This is a genomic window from Pasteuria penetrans (assembly GCF_900538055.1).
GTDB lineage: Bacteria > Bacillota > Bacilli > Thermoactinomycetales > Thermoactinomycetaceae > Pasteuria > Pasteuria penetrans.
In genome coordinates this window covers 2,113,570-2,135,189 of the sequence record NZ_UZAC03000001.1, presented here as the reverse complement: position 1 = coordinate 2,135,189, position 21,620 = coordinate 2,113,570, and the positions used below count along the sequence as shown (strand labels likewise).

Below are 21,620 nucleotides of genomic sequence, written 5' to 3'. Positions count from 1 at the left end.
CGCTCCACCCCCATTACAAGGGTTTCTTCACTACTATGAGTTGATCCGACTCCGTTCACGGAAGCCCTTTCTTGATCGGTATACTCTTAGCCCTTTACACCTGGCCCTAAGCCAGGTGTAAAGGGCTAAGAGTCTCTCGTGGTTCTCCATGAGGGCCTACATCAGATTTATTCCATCTGTGCACCGGATGTCGCCAGGACAGTAGGGGTAGGTGGTTCGTCCTCCATGACTTCGTTCTAAGGATAGGATCCGGACGCACAATTGCGATAAGGAGATGATCACAAGTTGGACCAGGCAACATGGGATCGAAACCCGTATAGAACGCAGCAGAGGAAGGTACGAAGAACGTGACACCAGAATGGTGTTTTTTAAATGGGGAAAATCCTATGGGATCATCATAAGAGCCACATAATGCGAGAGTAGTACGTGTGGTTCTGTGAGAGGGTTGGCTGAGATGCCAGCCCTATGATTTTCTAGGTTACACATTGTTTCAGACAATGGAATTAGCAGCACGGGGGAATTAGCAGCACGGGTTGTTTTCCATTTAAAATAAGGATATAATTGGCGGGTAGATATATCAATTAAGGATATAAAGGGTCAATCAATCCTTCATCACACACGCTGCCGAACACAGAGTGCTCTGTCTCCCTTTCATATTTGAACTTTTATATTTAGATAGATTTTAAAATATGGAGGCAATAAATGAATAAAATAAATAAGAGATATGCGTTCGCAATATTTTTTATCGTTCCTACCTTATGGGGCCCTTACCATAAATCTGCAGCTTCCCCGCCAGAGAAGCTAGCCGGGCCCGATATCCAGAATCTGTCATCCCCGTATTCGTTGCCTCCACATGGGAATAGTACGGATGTGGAACAACCTTCCCCAACATCCTCTGTCCCCCAGCAGCAACATAAGGAAAACGATCTTGAACATGGTAGACTTAGGGAAAAAAGGTCTCCTATGAAAAGGAAAGGTGGATCAACAAATACGATAAATACCAATGATAATATCAATACCATTATAGATGGTGTAGGGGGTAGTTCAGGGAGGGAAAAGACCGCACGTACTGGATCTGGATATAGTAGATATAGTGAGGAACATAAAAAAGAATTTTTAAAAAATTTTTCTGAGAAACGAAAAAATGGCGAAGCGACCAATGTGCGTCAGTTTGCTAACGAAAGTAACACAGATCCTGATATAGCCGCTGGGTGGGTTCAGGAAGACCAAGAGCAAAAACTACTAAGTAAATACTCTGATGACCTAGAAAATGGCAAAGATATCCCTCCTATGGATCTTCTTAACTTTGCTGTCGAAAGTGGCATAACTACTAGTACGGCCCATCAGTGGTTGCAGAAACAAAAAGAGCAAAGACAAAAAGAGCAAAAGTCACCACCCACTGATCAACCATCTACATCGGGTATACAACAGGCCTTGCAAAAAGCCGATTTTTTAAAAAATCTACCAAAAGAGTTATCTGAAAGTGGGGGAAAGATCGATCTGAATGATCTTGCTAGAAAAAAGGGCATAGGTGTTGAGTTGGCCAAGGGGTGGTGGCAGGAATACCTAGACAAATCGGGGTTACTACCACCCACCGCAACAACAACGTCGGGTATACAACAACAAAACCAGAACAACTTGAACCCCCCGAGCCCCATAAGTTGGCCCAAGTGGATAGATGATGGTATACAACAACAAAACCAGAACAGCTTGAACCCCCCGAGCCCCATAAGTTGGCCCAAGTGGATAGATGATGGGCAACAACAACCCACCCCGGATATACAACAGGGGAATAGTTCGGCTTCGAAGCCATCCACATCGGATACATCACAACCAACGTCGGATACATCACAACCATCAACTTCGTCGAAGCAGCCACAGAATGCATCAACACGTAAGAAAGAGAAGGAAGAACGTACCAAAGAGAGGGAAGAATTTTTAGAAAAATTATTAGAAAAATTACATGATGCCCAAAAAAATAACAAAGAGTCCTTCTCTGTGCATGAGTTTGCTCGCGAAAAGGGCAAAGATCCTTCTAAGGCCTCTACGTGGTGGTCGCGGCGGAATACAGAACAAGTAAAAAAAGTGAAGGGACAAATAGAACAACTGCGAGAACAACTGCAGAAACCACTGAAGGAACAAATAAAAACACTGGAGGACCAGATGAAACAGCAGTATACAGAACTGGGGGAACAGCAGTACCAAGAGCAGAAAGAAAAGCAGAAAGAGCTGGGGGTAGTACCACTGCCGAAACAGCAGAAGGAACGCCTGGAGCAATCGTGGAAACAGCAGAAGGAACACCTGGGGCAACAGCAGCAACACCTGCAGCAACAGAAGCAAGAACTGCAGCAAAAACTGCAGCAACTGCAGCAACAACTGAGGGAACACCCAGAGTTGCAACAACTGCAGCAACAACTGGAACAACTGGAGAAATTAAGAAAATTAACTAAGGCAGCAACATAGTTTTGATAGTACTTGCTCTTTTGCATCCCAGATGCATCCCAAATTGCATCCCAAATTCGGTGTCGGGGCCCCGTAGTAGGGGTCCTTTTTTTGTCCTCGTTGCAATGCAACAAAGGTAACAAAATTTCCGTTTTGTTACCTTACGGTACTACCAGGCAAACCCTTCACCTCTTGCGGCAAGTCAATTTTTTCTAATAATTACGTAGGTAGCAGGTTACAAACCGCGGTTACGGTGACCTTCCTCCGGGCGATGATAACGGTGACCTTGACCTCGGGGAATCGCTAGCGATTCCCCCCCTTGCGGTTGTTGAAGCATTCCAGTTTGTTTTTTCTCACTCCACACCCAATCGTTGAAAGTATTACGCTTGATACCCTTTTGAGCAGCAAAACCTCTCTGGCTGATCTTGTTGCCATTTTTGTTGGCATCAAGGAACTCATTTACAAGTGCTTTTCTCTCTTCCTCAGTATATCCAGCAGGTTTTATTAGAGGCATTCCAGCTTGTTCTTTCTCACTCCGCACCCAATTTTTGACAGTATTATGATTGATGCCCTTTTGAGCAGCAAAACCTCTCTGGCTGATCTTGTTGCCATTTTTGTTGGCATCAAGGAACTCATTTACAAGTTCTTTTCTCCATTCCTCAGTAATACGTCCAGCAGGTTTTATTAGAGGCATTCCAGTTTGTTTTTTCTCACTCCACACCCAACCGTTGAAAGTACCAGGCTTGATACCCTTTTGAGCAGCAAAATCTCTCCGGCTGATCTTGTTGCCATTTTTGTTGGCATCATGGTACTCATTTATAAGTGCTTTTCTCTCTTCCTTAGTAATACGTCCAGCAGGTTTTAGCTGATGTTGTAGCTGCTGTGGGTAATTATAGGTTGGTGGCTGCTGATGTTGTAGCTGCTGTGGATAATTAGAAGTTGATGGCTGCTGATGTTGTAGCTGCTGTGGGTAATTATAGGTTGGTGGCTGCTGATGTTGTAGCTGCTGTGGGTAATTATAGGTTGGTGGCTGCTGATGTTGTAGCTGCTGTGGATAATTAGAAGTTGATGGCTGCTGATATTGTAGCTGCTGTTGTGGATAATTATAGTTTGGTGGTTGTTGCTGTGTATAGCTAGGAGCTGATGGCTGCTGATCTAAAAGATAGGTTCTCATAAATTCATCATTATTTAAGTCCCACTGCTGTTGTTGATGATTATTAGGATTATCCATCGCCGTTGCCACGTCAGTGATGAACATACCAGTTAATAAAAATGATGATATTATAAATATTGATATTCTTTTGTGGTTACCGTTCACTACATACAAACCTCCCTAAATTGTCTATCACTTATTACTGTTACAAATTCATTATAACAGATACATGAATAAGATAATAATATATTTTAATGAAAACAGCATGAAAAATATAGTGACTTCATTCGGCATAACTGTGGAGACTAGGGATCACAATATTTACAAAATGAAAGATTAAATAGAGGACAACCACAAGCACGGTATCTCCAGCGATAGACCTACTCCTTGGGGGGATCCCCAACAGTACCATTTTTAATCAAATGCTATTTTAAACTCAACAACCCATTAGAATAGAATAGAATCCTGTCCTAGTACCCGGATCTCCGGTACCAGATCTCTCCCAAATTTCTCAGCCACAACCCCTTGAACATGATCCACCAACGCTAGCATATCAGCGGCAGTGGCCGAACCACGATTGAGAAAAAAATTACCATGCAGGGGGGAAACCTGTGCATCACCAATCTGGTGTCCCTTCAACCCAGCAGCCTCGATCAACCTACCTGCGTAGTCGCCCGGCGGATTACGGAACACGCTACCACTACAGGGATCAGAGATAGGTTGTGTCCGCAGCCGATATTCCTTATAGGCAGCAATACGAGCCAAACAATGCCCAGCCTCGGCGGGCTGCAACTGAAAATCAGCACTCACCACTATATACTGCTGAACGCCCTCCTGTAAACAGGAGAAACGGTAGCGAAAAGTAAGTTGTTCTCTAGTAAATGCCATCATTTCACCCTGGGGATTTACGACCCTTGCATGGATCAAAACATCAGCAATCTCACTACCGTGTGCCCCTGCATTCATAAAAACAGCACCACCCACATTTCCCGGAATTCCCGCCGCGAATTCCAGGCCCGTCCAACCTTGTCGGGCCGTGGTCAAAGCCAAACGAACGAGGGAACAGCCAGCACCTACCCTTATATGGGATCCGTCCACGGAAATTTTAGCGAGGTGGGCACCCAACTGGATTACAACACCACGCCACCCACCATCACGTATGAGTACATTAGAACCGCGGCCCAAAACGAACCACGGTATTCCATACTGAGTAAGGGTAGGTACTATTTCCATCAACTGCTCCTCAGACTCGACGACAATCAGAGCATCAGCCGGCCCACCGATTTTCCATGATGTATAGGAAGCCAAGGGTTCCTGGTAAAGAATCTTGAGACCCCACTTCCTATGAAAAGCCTCACAACAACCCTTTAGATCATATTCATGGGCGGCCATTAGTACCCTCTTTTCTGTTCTTCAACAACGTTTCTAGGAGGTCCATAACGGCAATAGCCGCATAGGGATGCCCCAAAGCCTTAGATGCCTGACGCATAGCCTTTTGACGTGCCGGTTCCCCTAAAACCTCTTCCATCAGTGTCCATAAACGATCTGCTGTACATTCGGCGTCAGGTACTACAAGGGCAGCACCCCCTCTTTCCAACAGACGAGCGTTTGTCATCTGATGATCGTTGGCTGCTATCGGGGAGGGAATTAGAATAGAGGGCAAACCCAGGGAGGTTACCTCTGCCAGTGTCGTGGCTCCAGCCCTCGCAACTACGAGGGAGGTCGCCGCCAGGAGGTCAGGCATATGGTGCACATAAGGAACAACCGCTATATTGGATGGACTACCCACCTCCTCCCAACATCGTTTGGCTTTCTCATGGTAACGGTCCCCTGTAATGTAAACAAAATTAACCCCAAAACGCTCCTTGCAACGCGGTAAAAGGGACTGCACAGACTGATTGATCCGTAGCGATCCCTGGCTTCCCCCCACAAAAACCACCAAAGGAGATGCGGAACCAGGCAAACGCAACTTTCGCCGCCCTTCCGCTGCATTAGCATCGATTACCTCGGTAGCCCTTGGGTTACCTGTCAATACTACTTTCCGAACCCTAGGAAAAAAACGCCTTGTCTCCTCCCAACTGATTGCCACTGCCTGGGCGTAGCGGGAGAGAAGACGAATCGTCAAACCTGGATGGGTATTCTGCTCATGCAACAGAACAGGAATCTGCAATGCATGGGCGGCATAAATTGCTGGTGCACTTACATAACCTCCTGTTCCAATGAGCACCTCGGGCTCCCAGGCCGCTAAATGCTTCTTAGCAACCTGGGTGGCCAGAACAAACTTCCAAATGGCCAGCACATTGTGACCAATACTAGGAATGATCCTCCCCATACCTCTGGGGCGACTCAACCCGCAGATTTCTAAGGTGCGCAACTCGAGCGGCAAGTCAATTTTTTCTAATAATTTTGTCTCCAAACCCCTTTGTGCACCAAGATACAAAACCTGTACGTCGGAATATCGTTGATACAATGAACGTGCCAAAGCCAAGGCGGGATAAATATGTCCCCCTGTGCCGCCCCCAGTCAAAGCAATACGACGCATCGTCGTTCTCTTCCTTTCCACCCTTTAGGGTCCGTCGGAAACGTCTCTCCCCTTGTAGAACCGCATGCCCATCTTTCGTACCCATCGTAACGAACCAGCGGGGTTGACAGGAGAGGCTGAGCAAAATACCCACCGCCAACAATGTCAACGTCAATGAGGAACCGCCATAACTCAAAAAAGAAAGTGTGACCCCTGTAACCGGAAACATACCTGTCACTACACCGATATTGAGCAGTGACTGTAGTAGAATCATGATTGTAATTCCTGCAGCTAATAAACTACCGAACAATGTATTTTGTCGCAGGGCAATCCTCAATCCACGCCAAACGAAGAGGCCTAGGAGTATCAGGATAACAGAACCCCCCACGAAACCTGTTTCTTCTGCCAATATGGAAAATATAAAATCCGTATGTGGTTCGGGCAAATAAAGATGCTTTTGCCGACTCATACCCAGACCTAAACCCAACAATCCACCAGGACCAATGGCAAAGAGGGATTGGATCAGATGATATCCGGCCCCTAGGGGATCCTGCCATGGATCTAAAAAGGCAGCAATGCGCTGAATTCGATAAGGTGCTGCCAGAACAAGCCCTATAAAACCCATAAGACCCAACAGAATACAACTCCCTAGATGCATCCACCGCGCCCCTGCGGCCAACAAAAGTACAAAACCTGTACCTGCCAGGACGGTGCCCGTTCCCAAGTCAGGTTGCAACATAATCAAACCAAAAATAAACGAAATCAATCCTAGCGAGGGGAGAAAGCCGCGCCAGAAGGAGTAAAGACGGCCCCTATCTACTGATACATAGTGGGCCAAAAAATTGATCAGGGCCAATTTAGCAAACTCCGCCGGCTGGATGCTAAATGATCCCACACCGAGCCAACTGCGTGCACCATTGCGAAAGATCCCCACCCCAGGAATCCAAACCACCGATAGGAGTACTACACAGCCCAATAAGATGGGCCAGGCAAGGCGATAAAAATACTGAGGATGTAGATTAGCCACGCAAAACATCCCGATGACACCGATGAATGCAAAGAGGGCTTGCCGTTTGGCAAAATAGAAGGCATCTCCATATTTATGCAAACCCAACGCAGCACTGGCACTGTACACCATCACTACACCAATCAGTAACAATGCAATGATAACGCCTACCAACAACATGTCAAAACCCGTACGTCCGCGCACCTGCAAAGACATTCACCCCGGGATCCGCACCACAAGAACCTTCCTGCCCTTCATTCCCACAAAGGGCAATAGCGCGACAAGCTACCAGAATGTATGTGTCAACGAGACAATCGATGCACAGCTTGCTGGAAAACCCTGCCACGTTCCTCAAAGGAGGTATAACGGTCCCAACTTGCACAGCCTGGGGAAAGCAAAACAACATCACCATCCTGTGCCAAACTATGAGCCCGAACCACTGCCTCCTGGACATCTATTACAGCATAGGCCGTGCAACCGATCTTTTCCGCTCGTCTTAACAAAACAGATTGGGCCTGACCATAGGCCAGCATACAACGCAATCGTCTGTTCAACAGCGAACCGAGAGATGCAAAATCCTCCCCTCGGTCCACGCCACCTGCAATCCAAAGAATGGGACCCTGAAGAGCCCGTATAGCGTTCCGTACTGCTGTCACATTGGTAGCCTTGGAATCATCATAGTAGCGGACGCCCTGAATCGTTGCAACATGCATCAACCGGTGGGGAACACCCTTGAAGGTGGCCAGGGATTTCATAATCGCCCCTGTAGAACAACCTGCTGCATGAGCGATTACAGTAGCCGCTTGGGCGTTATAGATATTGAAATCACCTTGCAAACGAATTTTCTCTCGCTCGATCAGCCGCTCCTCTTTGCCCGACTGATGTCGTAACCATAGGGTACCCGCACGCGTAAAGGCACCTGGACCCTCCACATCCGCACCAAACCAAGCAACCTTAGCAGGAACCCGGGCTGCCAAATCAGGAAGTAACTCACAGAGTTGCGGCAATGCAGGCAAAACAGCTGTATCCTCTTTCGTTTGGTTCATGAAGATGCTTTCCTTGCTTTTGCTGTAATCAGCCATTGTACCATGGTAATCAAGATGGGCAGGAAAAACATTCAGCAGAGCCGCCACCTTGGGATGAAAACCCCGTGTTCCCTTGAGCTGAAAACTACTCACTTCCAATACGACAGCATCCGGAACATCCTTCCCTTCGGAAAAAACCCGATGGACCACATCTACCAAAGGACATCCTACATTACCAGCTACTACAATATCCCAACTCTCATTTTCCAGCATATGATGAACCCATGTGGCCGTGGTGGTCTTTCCATTACTCCCCGTTACCGCCAGAAGGGGAACCTGCAGGAGTGAAGATGCCACCTCGATCTCGGTGAGCATGGGTAAACCACGTCGCAAAATCTCTCGTACGAGGGGTAATCGATAGGGGACACCCGGATTTTTAATCACAACGTCCATACCTTCTAGAACGGAAAGCGGATGTCCACCACAGAGAATTTCGACATCGCATGATGCCTGCAGGGATCTTGCCTCTGGACAAGCCAATAGGGGACGCTGCTCCGTCACTCGCACTTGGGCACCCAGGAAAGTTAGCAATCTAGCACTAGCCGTACCACTTTGGGATAGACCAATAACCAGCGCTCGACGGTTCTTCCATAGCTCTATAGCCCGGGCTAACATTGCAGTAACTTCTTTCCCAGCGTGATCGCGGTCCTCTCCATGTTTCACGTTGATTCCACCTTCACTAAAACACCTTAACTAGGACACCCAATACAGCTAGTAAAAAGGAAATGATCCAAAATGTAACCACTACACGCCACTCACTCCAACCAACCAACTCAAAATGGTGATGAAGGGGTGCCATACGAAAAACCCGTTTTCCACGGAAGCGAAAGGAGACTACCTGAACCAACACGGATAAGGCCTCGGCTATGAATACGCCACCGATAATAAGCAGGGATGACAACTCTGTACGTGTAATCACGGCCAATGCAGCAATTCCAGCACCCACAGCCATTGAGCCTGTATCCCCCATAAAGATCTTGGCGGGGTGGGTATTGAATACTAAAAACCCCAGTAGGGCACCCACCATTGCTAATGATAGAATCACGACCGTAGGATTGTGGTCTATTGCACCAATCACAGCATAGGCACCATAGGAGCAGGCAGCCGTGCCCGATAACAAACCGTCTAGCCCATCCGTTAGGTTGGTAGCATTGGCCGTACCAATTATGGCGGGTAAAAGAAGAATAAGATAGGAAAAATTCAAATCCACTGGTTCGGAAAGAATAGGAGGAATCGCTGGCAAACGATAAATGGGTTGACCAGACCCCCCCGAACGAACCTCTAATAACACAATGAAAAGAATCAACCCTATGAACAATTGGCCAATAATTTTTTGCAGTACAGTAAGACCCAGGTTGCGATGCCTAGCTATCTTAATATAATCATCCGCAAGACCCAACAGGCCATAACTCAGGATGGCAAACATCAAAAAGGATAAATCCCCCATGGCCAATACCTGACCACGGTAAAACCACAAATAACCGCTAAAAAAAAGCACGGTAATTATGAATACCAATATGATAAGCACACCACCCATAGTCGGCGTGCCCGCTTTCTGATGATGCCTCTGAGGCCCCTCCTGCAAAATATTTTGCCCCACCCGCAGCCGACGGAGAATAGGAATGAATAGGGGCCCCAACAAAACAAGCAGCGAAAATGCAACTACCAAAGGTATCCAGGATATCTTGATATCAAAACCGCCCATCATCACCTATCCTTCCCTCCGGATGCCGGATTGGCACGCAAGGATGAAACCACCCGTTCTAAACCCACACAACGTGACCCCTTAATAAGAACAACTACCTTGGTTTGTAAACGTGTGGAAATCTCCTCCCCTGCTTCCCCCGCTTCAGCGAAGGCAAAACCCTCCCCTCCCACTGGCGCCATCCTTCGATAGGCACAAATCGTGGTCTGAGCATGTTGACCCACCGCAAAGAGACGTACGACTCCCAGCTGAGCGGCATATTGTCCCAACGCGGCATGGGAAGCCGAAACATCCCCCGCTAACTCAGCCATATCGCCCAGGACAGCCCAAGCGATGGCAGGGGGCTGACAGAATGAACATAGGGTATCCAATGCCGCACGCATGGAAATAGGACTCGCATTGTAGGAGTCGTCTAGGATTAAGGATTTCTGTTTTCCAGCTATGGGAAAGAGACGCCCAGGTGTGTGGGAAACTGTGGCCAACCTTTTTCGCATAACCGCCGTGGAGATACCCAACCATCGACCCACCCCAAGCGCAAAGAGTGCATTCTTCATATTGTGCCTACCCAGCAAGGGAGAATGGAACCATGCACCCGTCTGCGCGGTTTGGAAATCCATGCCCTGCTGTTGAAGACTGCGCCAAGCCAGAATATAATCGTCTCCCTCTTCCAACCCCACCGATTGTTTCTTCCAGGCGGACGAGCGTAGGGCCTTCTCGAGGGGTGGATATTCGGCATCGTACAATAGGTAGCCATTGGGATCCAGACCCCGGGTAATTTCCAATTTAGCTTCTAGAATATGCCTTCTATCCCCCAGCCTCCCCCCATGCGCATCCCCGATGGAAGTAATCACTGCTACAGTGGGACGTGCTAGAGAAGAGAGGGGGGCAATTTCGCCACGCCGTCGCATACCCATTTCTACCACGGCGATTTGGAAATTCTCTGGCCAAGAAAGGAGGGTAAGGGGTACCCCTAATTCATTGTTATGGTTGGCCACCGTTTTATGTACCTTTTGGATGCCCCCCAATACCGCAGCCAGTAGTTCCTTACAGGTGGTCTTGCCATGACTACCCGTAACGGCAATGACCTGGCCACCGTGCTCCTGTCGGTACGCCTTCGCCATGTCCCAAAGGGCGCATCGTGTGTCAGGTACGACGATCAAAGCACCCGGGAGAGGCAAAGGGGGCAGAGGATGGTCGGATTGCCAAAGAAGGGAGGCACCCCGTGCAATAGCTTGGTCCGCAAAATCATGGCCATCCCGCCGGGCTATCAAGGGGACAAAAAGTTGATCTGTGTGCAGTGTCCTTGTGTCTATGCTCACACCCCCCCGGAGGAGACGGGGCGCTCCATAATGCTTACCCCCTGTGATGTTGGCTACCCAGGTACTACTGCGTTGCATACGGCCACCCCTTCTTTTCCAGAGCAGCCAATTGCTGTTGCGCAACCACCCGATCCGAGAAAGGCAATCGCTCACCAGCGATCTCCTGATACTCCTCGTGGCCTTTACCAGCCAGTACCACACCATCCCCGGGTCGTGCCGCCTGTAACACCCAATGAATTGCTTCACGCCGATCAGCAATCCACTCGCAACGATCCGCATAGCCCCCATCGATACCCATCCGCATGTCTTCGAGTATGGACAGGGGATTCTCGAAACGCGGGTTATCACTAGTAAATACCACATGATCACTTTCCTGCACGGCGGCCTGTGCCATGGCAGCTCTCTTACCCCTGTCTCGATCACCACCGCAACCCACCATGCAGAAAAGACGACCCGAAAGCTGGGACCGCAACGTTTGCAGCACCTGTATCAAACCATCGGGCGTATGGGCGTAATCCAGCCAAACGGGAAAGGGATCCTGTGATCGATCCACCCTCTCCAAACGTCCTTGTACTGCTCGTAGGTCGGGGAGAATGGTGGTTAGGAGCGAGAAGGGAACACCAAGGACCAGGGCCGTAGTTACTGCTGCAAGGATATTTTCAATATAGAAACGCCCTACACCGGGTACCTGCACTTCGGCCTCCTCGGCCCAGGTACGCAAACGGAAACGGGTAATACCACGATTACAGTCGCTCTGAAGATCTAGAGCTTGCACATCTGCAGAACTATCCACCGCATAGGTAAGTACGGCAGCGGCCGTGGCCTCCACGAAGGAGGAGGAGGCAATAGCGGTGGCGTTGATCACAGCAACAGGACGTTGGACGGGAGACCTCGCATAGGCACTACCCAACTGGGAAAATAAGGACTGCTTTGCCGCTATGTAACGTTCCATGGTTTGGTGATAATCCAAGTGATCCCGACTGATATTCGTCAACACTGCTACACAAAACCGGCAACCCCATGTCCGGCCCATGGCCAAGCCAATGGAAGAAACTTCAACTGCGGCGTGTGTGCAACCTTCATCCCGCAATTGAGCTAGAAATTTCTGCATCTGCAGGGCACCCGGGGTAGTGTTAGGAAGAGCCACTGTTTGGGAACCATATTGTAATCCTAAGGTACCTATCGTTCCCGTAACCTTACCCGCCGCGACGAGAATTTGCCGCAAAAATTGTACCGTGGATGTCTTACCATTAGTACCTGTGACACCAATCACTGAAAGGGACTCGGAAGGATAATCGTAAAAACAAGCAGACAACTGAGCAAGAACCCGTCGTGTATCCCTTACGTAAAAAACGGGTACCTCTAGTTGTTCGATCACCTCTTGCTCTGTGGACTCTTCGTCGACGACTACTGCCACTGCACCCCGCGTTACTGCAGCCTGGAGGAAACAGTGTCCATCCACACGCGTACCACACTGTGCTACGAAGAGGTCCCCTGGTTTTACCGCAGAGGAATGAATTTGAATACTGCGCACGGTCCCTGTCAGCTGTCCCTTCTGCCGATAAGCGGGCAGGGATGTCATCAACTTGGCGACCGATATGCCCCTTTCACTTCCTTGCGACAACATCAACTCTTAACCTCCCTTTCGCCATTGTAGCCTTCCTTATCCCAGGTCGCAACGCATATTTCACCCTGGAACCCGGGAAAAAGTTACACGAGGTTCCCCCTCGTACCTCACAACCTTTGTCCATCTGGTAAAAAATATCCTTGAACCACCTGAATGAATACGTCGGAGATAGTTCTAGAATATGTTCCATTCGATTGAACTCAGGCCCTCATTATTACCGCTAGAAAACAGCAACGTACCTCAACAACTCCATCGTTCTACATAGTGGATCTGCGGTCAATTTATGCCTATGGGGGCTTGGCTATGCCTAATAGAAAAAGGACAATTCCCATGTTCCATCGAATCCCCCTGCACACGGTGCTACTATGGATAGTACCGGCTGATTGCCTGGATATGTCCACCCTATTTTTTATATCTGCTATCATAGTAATTATGGGTATTATTAGTTGTTAAATATATTTTATTTAATAACTAGGATAAACCCCCAAAGATTTTGAAAGTCCTTCTGGCTACTTTGAACGTTTGTTCTTTACCCAAAACCTAGTTTCTAGTTTAAGGTTGTTCGGAAAGATTAGTCTTCTCCCCTATCTGTTCTCCACCATTGATTTTACTATTAGGAACAAACAACGAAGAAAACACTGGGATGAACAATATAAACTAAATCACCATGATCTGTAGTACAAAACGCAGAAGAAACGGTACCCATAGCAAATTTCCATGGTTCCTTCATGAACTGTTTTTCGGTTAGGGGCCCTTCAAACTTTCCCCAGGATTCTCTCTGAGGAAAAGTTTCGTTCCGTTACAGAGGGGTATGATTCCGCTCTGGGATCGCCTTCTGTAAGTTTCAGGTCCAATGGCTAAGCAAATAAAGGTACCAAGGTGAAATCATGAATAAAAATCTGAAATGGGCCATCAGAAGGGATTTGGGATGCACAACCCAGTATTGGGGATGCAACCCAGTTCCAGTGGTCCCCCTGACCACTCCCCCATTCTGACGGGAATGTAGCTCCATCCTTTTCAAGAATCGTTGCTCACTACCCCCCTAACACATGTACAAAAAAAGGACGATCCCCAATCGTATGTTGGATCCAATTTCTCCAATGAGGATTTCATCCCCTACTCCGGGGATGAGGAATCATCAGACGATTGGGAATCCCTAGGAAAGGGTGGAGAATCAGAACCCAAGTAAATTCGTATAGTCGAATCCTCTTTTACCCGCGTACCTGCCTTGGGGGCTTGTTTGATCACCCGATCCCCTTTTCCCGTCATGTAAATCTTGAGGTTTATCGCGTGCAAGTTCGATCGCATTTGTTCCAAGGTCAATCCCAGTAGATCAGGTACCTCCTCATAGGGTTTGGAGGGTGCAGAATCCTCGGGAGGAATTTGTTGTGTGCGATAGGGGATACGGAGATAATGTAGTGTTTCCGATAGAATCCTCCCAGCAAGGGGGGCAGCAACAACGCCACCAAATTGAATTCCTTTTGGATTGTCCACAGCCACGTATACAATCAACTGTGGATGATCCGCAGGCGCCAAGCCGAGGAAGGAAACAATGTGGTTGTTTTGTAGGTAGTGTCCCCCTGGTCCCACTTTCTGTGCTGTTCCCGTTTTCCCACCGACTCGATAACCATCAACAAAGGCACGTCTCCCCGTACCGCGGGCTACCACACTTTCTAGCGCTAAACAAACCTGTTGGGAGGTATTCTTAGACACCACTCGTTCTGGCGGATCCATTCGTGTAGGAAAAATCCGATAGGCACCCGTTTTAGAGTTCTGCCATCCCAAAGCCAGGTGAGGTGTCACTTTCCAACCACCGTTGACAATACCGGCCACAGCCGCCACCTGTTGCAGAGGGGTAACCGCCACCCCTTGACCAAACGCGGTAGTTGCTAATTCCACAGGCCCTACACGTGATAAAGGGAAGAGAATTCCACCCGCCTCACCAGGCAAATCGATTCCCGTTTTTTTCCCAAATCCTAACTTATAAAGATAATGAAATAATTTTTCCTTTCCCAATCGTTGTCCCAATTCTACAAAGCCCGGGTTACAAGAATTCTCAACAACCTCGCGAAATGTTTGCTTACCATGACCACCTGCTTTCCAACAACGCAACCGTGATTTACCGACATACACTGCACCCGGATCGAAGAAACTCTCTGTCAGTTCTACCTTCTCTTCCTCCAGGGCGGCCGCCAACGTCGCTATCTTAAAGGTAGAACCGGGTTCATAGGTCTTCCAAATGGGCAGGTTACGAAACAGGACATCCCCATCTGCTTCCCGATACCGATAGGGATCAAAGGTAGGACGATTCCCCATAGCTAAAACGTCCCCATTGCGGGGATCCATAACCATAGCCCAAACCGCATCGGGTTGATATTGTACCATGGCCTGATTGAGAATTCTCTCGAGGATTCTCTGAATCGTGAGATCAAGTGTTGTCACCAAATCTTCTCCATCACGGGGGGGATAGAATCGATCCCCCCCGCTGCCAGGTAGGGTTTCCCCCCGCGCATTGGCGGCAAACTGGATGGAACCTGATTCACCCCGCAAATTCTGTTCGTAGGTACGTTCCAAACCAGCCAAGCCCTGGTTGTCATTTCCTGTAAATCCGAGTACATGGGCAGCTAGAGTTTTATGGGGATAGATGCGTTTAGTATCGTCCATGAGGGAAATCCCTGGCAACCGAAGTTCGCGCAATCTTTGTTCTTGCTCAGGGCTAATACGACGTCCCCAAGGATTCAATTTGACAAGAAACTGTCGCTTGGTAAGTTGCTGTTCAATTTTTTGCACGGGTGCATTCAGAATATCCGCCAGTGCGCGTGCTGTGACTCCCGGGTGATCTACTTGGACAGGTACGGCCACAACGCTAGGAGAACTCACATTATCCACCAGGGTTCTTCCCAATCGATCTAGGATACGACCCCGTTTGGCAGCGAAGGGAATTTCGCGGTTCCAAAGTTCTTGAGCGTCTTTGGATAGGGAATCACCCTGTAAAATTTGCACAAAAAATAGACGACCCAATAAAATCAATAAGAGAATCATGAAGGAAAATAATAGAGTGAGTATACGTCGCCTTACCAGTCGTGTCAGTCGTTGCAAAAGGATACCCCCCGCTTAGCCTGAGGCCGGGTCCATCCCCCCTTGGATTGGAGGAGGGTAGTTCAGTCTGCAACCAGCCTATGCCTACGGGGGCTTGACTATGTCTTTGCCAAAAATGGGGAACCCACTGTGCAGACGCTTAGCAGTTAATCGTTGGCCAGGCCGTGAAAGAAAGAAATATCGAGGGGCCCCCACGCACAAGACATGTGGGGTAGGAAGAGCCGGATCATACGAGAGTGTTGGGTTCGGTTGGGTTCTGAAGAGCCGGATCATATGAGAGTGTTGGGTTCTGTAGTGAACCCGGTTGAAATACCGGGTTTTGTATTCTATAAACAAGTAAAAAACCTGTCCCCCCAGGGACAAGTCTTTGGGGGGTTATCCGTAAAAATAGGGGATGTTTTTGCTGCTATATGGATCCAGATGAATGAATCCTAAGACCTACTACTCCCTATAGGGACAGATTTTTTCTTATGAACATAAACCTATGAAGGGGACAGATTGGTTTTGGGGGCTACCCCACGTAATGGTAAGATTTGACGAACCATCTCGGCCGTAGTGGAGGCTGCTTCTTTTTCAATTTCCGGTTCATCAAAAGCAACGAGAATGGCAATATCGGGTTGTTTTGCCGGCGCCCAACCCGTGAAGGTAACCAAGGATTTTCCCTGCATATAACCACCATGCACGGGATCCGCCTTTTGCCCCGTTCCTGTTTTTCCAGCAATTTCATACTCCGGGATGTTGGCTTTTTGCCCTGTTCCGTTCTTTACCACCCCTTCGAGAAGGGAACGAATCTGCATAGCAGTACTCTCTGGAATTACCCTTCTACCCTCCGTGGTATACGTATGGGTAACAGGACATACTTTGGGCCATGAACACTGTTGGGCATCGCGAACTTCCTTGAGCAGATGGGGTTTGTAGAGTATTCCTCCCTGGGCAATCGCTGCAACTGCACTTGCTTGCTGCAAAAGTGTAATGGCTATACTCTGACCAAAAGAGGTTGTAGCTAGATGACCGCTGGTAAGCGGTACTGGGGGCATCAGTGCAGCGACTTCACCCAGTAAATCTATTCCTGTTCGAAAACCCTGTCCCGTTAACAAATCCCCGATACCAAAATTTCGCACATAAACAGCATAGCGATCCGCCGTCATTTGTAAAATTTTACGGACGAAAAAGGTATTACTGGATTGCTCTATAGCCTTACGATTGGTAATCGTTCCAAATCCCCCTCTATTCCATTCGTGGATCGTTTGATTACCAATCGTAACGGGTTGGGACAAAAAGGAACCATCAGGATCAAGGCCTAGTTCTTCGATAATCGCCGCCAGTGAAATGGTTTTGAAAACAGAACCCGGCTCATAAATGGAATGAATCAAATGATTTCGCTGGTTTACTTCATCTAGCGTCGTCGCATAAGATTCGCTCGAGAAGGTAGGCATGCTGGCCAGTGCTAGGATCTCCCCGTTGTGGGGATCAATGACAACGGCTGCTCCCCCCTTGGCTCTTCTCTTTTCCATACCCTCCTTGAGGATCCGCTCAACCTCCCTCTGTATCGATACATCCAGTGTAAGGACGAGATGGGAACCGGGTACGGTGTTTTTCTCAGCCTGGGGTGCATCAGCAATCATTACACCCTGTCTCGTTTGGGTATAATGGCGCCAACCATCCTTACCCTGCAAAAATTTCTGATAATAAGCCTCCACACCACCACGCGGATCCCCATTTCCATCGATAAACCCCAGTACATGCGATGCATAAGGACCATAACGACGCCGTACACCCATAGTAATCGATAGCGCAGGCCACTGTTTTGCTTCCTTTTGTCGTAACAGAGGATCCACCACGTCGGCAGAAAAATAAGTACTTCCTGAACTTCGCAGTAGAATATGGCGGGATTTCTTTTGTAACTGTTCCCTAAGAATACCAGCATCCATGGACAGCCAGGGCGCCAAATGTTCAGCGAATGCGTCGACTTTCTCCCCCGTGGGAAGAAGATCCTTGTCAACGGTGAGCTGGTAGGCTTCCTCCCCATAGGCAAAACGGTGCTGCAGATGCCGATCGAAAATCGTTCCCCGTCTCGCGGGCAGCCATTGTTGTTGGATAGACATCTGTGCTACCTGTTCTGCTCTGGGTTGCCCAGTAAAACCTTGCCATAGCAAACGAAACCAAACGATCAAGAAGACTACGAGCAGAACCATACAAAACCAGAGGATGCGAAAACGATGTTGTCTGCCTACCTGCATCATCACAAAGATCCCTTCTAAGATTTTACAAAGTCCAGAGGTTTTACGAAGTTCATAGGGTTCTCGGATGGGAATCACGAATGAACCCTCTTCCGACCGCCTCCTTCTCCACGACACTCGGATCCTCCAATCCCTGCAATTTTGTTTCGAGAATCTGAACGTCACGTTGGGCCTGCTGGATGCGTTTTTCTAAATCATTCGATTTATGGCTCACTTCACTGAGCTGAACTGTCTGTAGAAGAGCAAACATAACAAGAAGGGTGGCCAATACCACACTACCTAGGTAGAGGATCTTCTCCGTCGTGGTTAGGGAGTAGGAACGGGGAGATGGTGAGGAACGGGGTGGCGATGAAGACCGTGTGGATAACGGTGGTTGCGGGGAATCCACTGGATGTTGAGGTAATATATGTGCAACCGATACATTGCCAAATTTTCCGCTCATGTCACGCAATACCTCCCTTGTTTGGGTGGGATAGCTCCTGATCACCCTTATAAGGGAATCCAGAACCTAAAGACGACTCGCGATTCGCAGCAAGGCGGAACGGGCACGGGGGTTAGCCCTTATCTCCGTATCCGGGGCCCGGAGGGGGCGAGGGGTGAGAATATGAACAGTAGGCTTATGATGGCAAGTACAAACAGGAAATTTTGGTGGGCAAATGCATCTGCGTGCTTCATTGGCAAAGAATTTTTTAACGATACGGTCCTCCAATGAGTGAAAGGCGAGGGATACCAAACGTCCCCCAAAACGGAGATGGCCTAGGGCAGCCCGTAGAGCACTGTGCACGGAGGACATCTCTTCATTGACGGCGATCCGCAACGCCTGGAAGGTTCGTCGAGCGGGGTGACCAGCCGAACGATAGGGGACTGCTTGACGTATCACCTCTGCCAGTTCCTCCGCCGTGTTCAGAGGACGGGCCTTGAGAATTGTACGCACGATACTTCGGGCCCAACGGTACTCCTCCCCATAGGAACGTAGGATATCCAACAACGAATCCGCTTCCCACGTGTTGACAATAGAGGCGGCTGTCAATGCCTGGGACGGATCCATGCGCATATCCAGTGGTTCCGCTCGTCGATAGGAAAAACCCCGCCCTGAATGTTCTAGTTGCCAACTAGATATACCCCAGTCAAAAGCACAACCATCGATTTGTGTCTGACCCAGGGTTGACAAGACGTTTGCAAGATTGGCAGCATTAGCCTGTACAAGAAAAACACGGCAAGCCACCCCCGCCAAACGCTCCCTTGCGATCTCAATCGCACAGGGATCGCGATCCAATCCGATGAACGTGCCTTGTTCATTCAAACGTGATGCGATAGCCAAGCTGTGTCCCCCCATGCCCACGGTACCATCTACATAAACACCGGGAGGCTGTATTTTCAAACCATCTACTAGCAAACGCTCACAAACCGGCGTATGCCACTTCCCTGGCTCCCTCATCTTGATCACCCCAGATTGCTTGAAAGAAAGAAAAATAGTAATTCGTAAAATATTCGAAATGAATGATTGAACAAAAATAACGAAATGTTCTCTCAATTCCATAGAAATCACCCGTCTGCCCCTCTTCGGGAACGATCCCCCCAGCTTGACGTGGCAAAAACTACAAACAATCCCGGGTAAAAGATGGTCCCTATTGCGTTCCAAGGGGTACAGGATAGAACCACGCGAGACCAAGCCACGTTTCTCGACCAAAACGCAATGCTCACATTATCCCTATGGGAAGCATTGTATCATTCCCTATTGGAACAGCATTCCCCCAGGAAACTGAATAAATCCTATCATGAAATCCACAGACAAGCAAATATTTCACCTGATAAATGATAAGTTGTATCCATATAAATATTCCCTTTGCATACCCGTTAATTCGTCCATCTCTACACCCAGGGTCTTCAGACATTGATAGGCCACTCGCCGATCTAAATCCTCCGGCATAGGCACCACCCGACACGATAAATGAGACCGATTTTCCAATAAGTGGAGCACACCCAAAACCAGCAGGGAATAGGTTACATCCATAGTTTCGGTGGGATGACCGTCCCCCCCTGCCAGATTAACCAGGCGACCCCTGGAAAGCAAATGAATGCGGCGTCCTGTGGTCAACGTGTACGTAGTAATCTGCGAACGAATCCTCTCCTCCCGCAACGCCATCCTCTTTAGAGCAACCTCGTCAATCTCAACATCGAAGTGCCCCGCATTAGCCAAAATAACACCATCGCGCATCCGTTCGAAATGTTCTGCACCAATGGTTGTATAGTTTCCTGTGACGCTGACAAAAACGTGCCCACAACTTGCTGCCTCCTGCATGGGTAATATAGTAAAACCTTCCATGTGGGCTTCCAGAGCGCGGATAGGATCCACTTCACAGACGACCACCCTGGCTCCCAAACCTTGCGCACGTCGTGCTACTCCCTTACCACACCAACCATAACCTACAATTACCACTGTTTTACCTGCAATGACAAGATTCGTAATTTGGTTGATATTGTCCCAAACAGCCTGTCCCGTACCATGTTGGTTATCAAATAGGTGCTTACTTTCCGCATCGTTAATGGAAATTGATGGAAAAAGAAGACCTTTCCCCTTTTCCAGAGCGCGTAAACGGGTTACACCTGTAGCTGTCTCTTCGCAACAACCTATCACTTGTCCTGCCAGGGATCGATGGGATCGGTGAAGGAGACTTGTTAGGGATGCACCATTGTCAATCAACAAATGGGGCCGTGTCTCGAGGATTTGAACACAATGTCGTTGATAAAGACCCTTGGATGAATTATGGTGGGCGTAAACGGTAATCCCACCCTCTGCCAATGCAGCACAGATATCATCCTGCGTGGAAAAGGGATTGCAGCCCACGATGTAGACCTCCGCCCCTGCTTCACGGAGCAATTCCGCCAAACAAGCCGTTTTGGCTTCGAGATGTAAACAACAACCGATACGGTACCCCATCAGGGGACGATTTTCCTGGCACTGTGCACGAAGCTGTGCTAGCACGGGCATATGCTCACGGGCCCATATCATTTTGCGACGCCCCCCCGGTGCCAACCGGGGATTTACGATGTCACCCTTTTCTATCACCCTCATAAGAGTTCACCTCGATCTCCCAATACATACTTCTCCTATGACTCCCCCATTATAAGGGACGATATTCCCGTGAGGAAAGCAAACGACTATAGTAATGGACATGGAGAAATTGCCACTCGTTACTGTCCTTCCTTTCCATTCCATTTTGTATAGGGTGTTCGAAGGACCTTGGCGATATTCCCTGTTGCAGGTATGAATTTCTGATTTCCAGAGAGGGTTTCCCCCGTCTTTAGGGGGATTCCTTCCATGCAAAGAAATGCCCCGGAGGGCCAGAAAGTAAAGCTGAAAATCCCCCCCGCTGTTCCCTTGTTGAGAACATCTCAAAATACGGTTTACAATGGAACCAC

General features: G+C 48.6%; 14 protein-coding genes and 1 pseudogene. 1 reads left to right on the top strand and 14 read right to left on the bottom strand.

The genetic code is table 11. The features are described from left to right. Positions 1-702: 702 nt before the first annotated feature. Complete coding sequence (locus tag PPRES148_RS08680; protein WP_149454113.1) at positions 703-2,463, top strand: hypothetical protein; 1,761 nt, start codon at positions 703-705, stop codon at positions 2,461-2,463. 214 nt (positions 2,464-2,677) lie between these two features. Here PPRES148_RS08680 and PPRES148_RS08675 read toward each other — a convergent pair whose 3' ends face one another. The 14 genes and pseudogenes from PPRES148_RS08675 to PPRES148_RS08610 form a co-directional block, all read right to left on the bottom strand. Continuing rightward, complete coding sequence (locus PPRES148_RS08675) at positions 2,678-3,760, bottom strand: hypothetical protein (RefSeq protein ID WP_149454112.1); 1,083 nt, start codon at positions 3,758-3,760, stop codon at positions 2,678-2,680. Between the two features lie 282 nt (positions 3,761-4,042). Beyond that, positions 4,043-4,987 (bottom strand): UDP-N-acetylmuramate dehydrogenase, encoded by a 945-nt coding sequence (gene murB / locus PPRES148_RS08670; protein ID WP_149454111.1) that lies wholly within the window; start codon positions 4,985-4,987, stop codon positions 4,043-4,045. Next, positions 4,974-6,137 (bottom strand): undecaprenyldiphospho-muramoylpentapeptide beta-N-acetylglucosaminyltransferase, encoded by a 1,164-nt coding sequence (murG, locus tag PPRES148_RS08665; RefSeq protein ID WP_149454110.1) that lies wholly within the window; start codon positions 6,135-6,137, stop codon positions 4,974-4,976. The genes murB and murG overlap by 14 nt, the downstream gene beginning before the upstream one ends. Positions 6,138-6,246: 109 nt before the next feature. Continuing rightward, positions 6,247-7,338: pseudogene (gene ftsW / locus PPRES148_RS08660) on the bottom strand (putative lipid II flippase FtsW); the annotation flags it as partial. Positions 7,339-7,424: 86 nt separating this feature from the next. Further along, positions 7,425-8,870: a UDP-N-acetylmuramoyl-L-alanine--D-glutamate ligase gene (gene murD / locus PPRES148_RS08655; protein WP_149454109.1), complete on the bottom strand. Its 1,446-nt coding sequence runs from the start codon at positions 8,868-8,870 to the stop codon at positions 7,425-7,427. A 16-nt stretch (positions 8,871-8,886) separates the two neighbouring features. Further along, positions 8,887-9,912 (bottom strand): phospho-N-acetylmuramoyl-pentapeptide-transferase, encoded by a 1,026-nt coding sequence (gene mraY, locus PPRES148_RS08650; RefSeq protein ID WP_149454305.1) that lies wholly within the window; start codon positions 9,910-9,912, stop codon positions 8,887-8,889. A gap of 2 nt (positions 9,913-9,914) precedes the next feature. Further along, a complete protein-coding gene (locus PPRES148_RS08645) occupies positions 9,915-11,309 on the bottom strand; it encodes a UDP-N-acetylmuramoyl-tripeptide--D-alanyl-D-alanine ligase (RefSeq protein ID WP_187820885.1) in 1,395 nt (464 codons plus the stop codon). After that, on the bottom strand, positions 11,296-12,858 hold the full coding sequence (locus PPRES148_RS08640; protein WP_246142975.1) for a UDP-N-acetylmuramoyl-L-alanyl-D-glutamate--2,6-diaminopimelate ligase: 1,563 nt from the start codon (positions 12,856-12,858) through the stop codon (positions 11,296-11,298). The genes PPRES148_RS08645 and PPRES148_RS08640 overlap by 14 nt, the downstream gene beginning before the upstream one ends. Before the next feature lie 1,116 nt (positions 12,859-13,974). Next, the gene (locus PPRES148_RS08635; RefSeq protein ID WP_281289959.1) at positions 13,975-15,957 is read right to left on the bottom strand and encodes a stage V sporulation protein D; all 1,983 of its coding nucleotides are present in this window, start codon (positions 15,955-15,957) and stop codon (positions 13,975-13,977) included. A 482-nt stretch (positions 15,958-16,439) separates the two neighbouring features. Further along, positions 16,440-18,200 carry a peptidoglycan D,D-transpeptidase FtsI family protein gene (locus PPRES148_RS08630; RefSeq protein ID WP_246142974.1) on the bottom strand — a complete coding sequence of 587 codons (1,761 nt, stop codon included), beginning with the start codon at positions 18,198-18,200 and terminating at the stop codon, positions 16,440-16,442. Between the two features lie 49 nt (positions 18,201-18,249). Further along, a complete protein-coding gene (locus tag PPRES148_RS08625; RefSeq protein ID WP_149454105.1) occupies positions 18,250-18,639 on the bottom strand; it encodes a hypothetical protein in 390 nt (129 codons plus the stop codon). A 66-nt stretch (positions 18,640-18,705) separates the two neighbouring features. Then, positions 18,706-19,635 carry a 16S rRNA (cytosine(1402)-N(4))-methyltransferase RsmH gene (gene rsmH / locus PPRES148_RS08620; protein ID WP_149454104.1) on the bottom strand — a complete coding sequence of 310 codons (930 nt, stop codon included), beginning with the start codon at positions 19,633-19,635 and terminating at the stop codon, positions 18,706-18,708. Beyond that, positions 19,598-19,792 carry a hypothetical protein gene (locus PPRES148_RS08615; protein WP_149454103.1) on the bottom strand — a complete coding sequence of 65 codons (195 nt, stop codon included), beginning with the start codon at positions 19,790-19,792 and terminating at the stop codon, positions 19,598-19,600. The genes rsmH and PPRES148_RS08615 overlap by 38 nt, the downstream gene beginning before the upstream one ends. Before the next feature lie 209 nt (positions 19,793-20,001). Further along, entirely contained in the window at positions 20,002-21,273 is a 1,272-nt protein-coding gene (locus PPRES148_RS08610; RefSeq protein WP_149454102.1) for an adenosylhomocysteinase, read from the bottom strand. Between the last annotated feature and the right edge of the window lie 347 nt (positions 21,274-21,620).

Excerpts from the sequence above, each read along its gene's own strand:
- PPRES148_RS08680 (WP_149454113.1), top strand. The coding sequence starts at position 703 with ATGAATAAAATAAATAAGAGATATGCGTTCGCAATATTTTTTATCGTT.
- murG (WP_149454110.1), bottom strand. The coding sequence starts at position 6,137 with ATGCGTCGTATTGCTTTGACTGGGGGCGGCACAGGGGGACATATTTAT.
- PPRES148_RS08640 (WP_246142975.1), bottom strand. The coding sequence starts at position 12,858 with ATGTTGTCGCAAGGAAGTGAAAGGGGCATATCGGTCGCCAAGTTGATG.
- PPRES148_RS08645 (WP_187820885.1), bottom strand. The coding sequence starts at position 11,309 with ATGCAACGCAGTAGTACCTGGGTAGCCAACATCACAGGGGGTAAGCAT.
- rsmH (WP_149454104.1), bottom strand. The coding sequence starts at position 19,635 with ATGAGGGAGCCAGGGAAGTGGCATACGCCGGTTTGTGAGCGTTTGCTA.
- PPRES148_RS08625 (WP_149454105.1), bottom strand. The coding sequence starts at position 18,639 with ATGAGCGGAAAATTTGGCAATGTATCGGTTGCACATATATTACCTCAA.
- PPRES148_RS08610 (WP_149454102.1), bottom strand. The coding sequence starts at position 21,273 with ATGAGGGTGATAGAAAAGGGTGACATCGTAAATCCCCGGTTGGCACCG.
- murB (WP_149454111.1), bottom strand. The coding sequence starts at position 4,987 with ATGGCCGCCCATGAATATGATCTAAAGGGTTGTTGTGAGGCTTTTCAT.
- mraY (WP_149454305.1), bottom strand. The coding sequence starts at position 9,912 with ATGGGCGGTTTTGATATCAAGATATCCTGGATACCTTTGGTAGTTGCA.
- PPRES148_RS08630 (WP_246142974.1), bottom strand. The coding sequence starts at position 18,200 with ATGATGCAGGTAGGCAGACAACATCGTTTTCGCATCCTCTGGTTTTGT.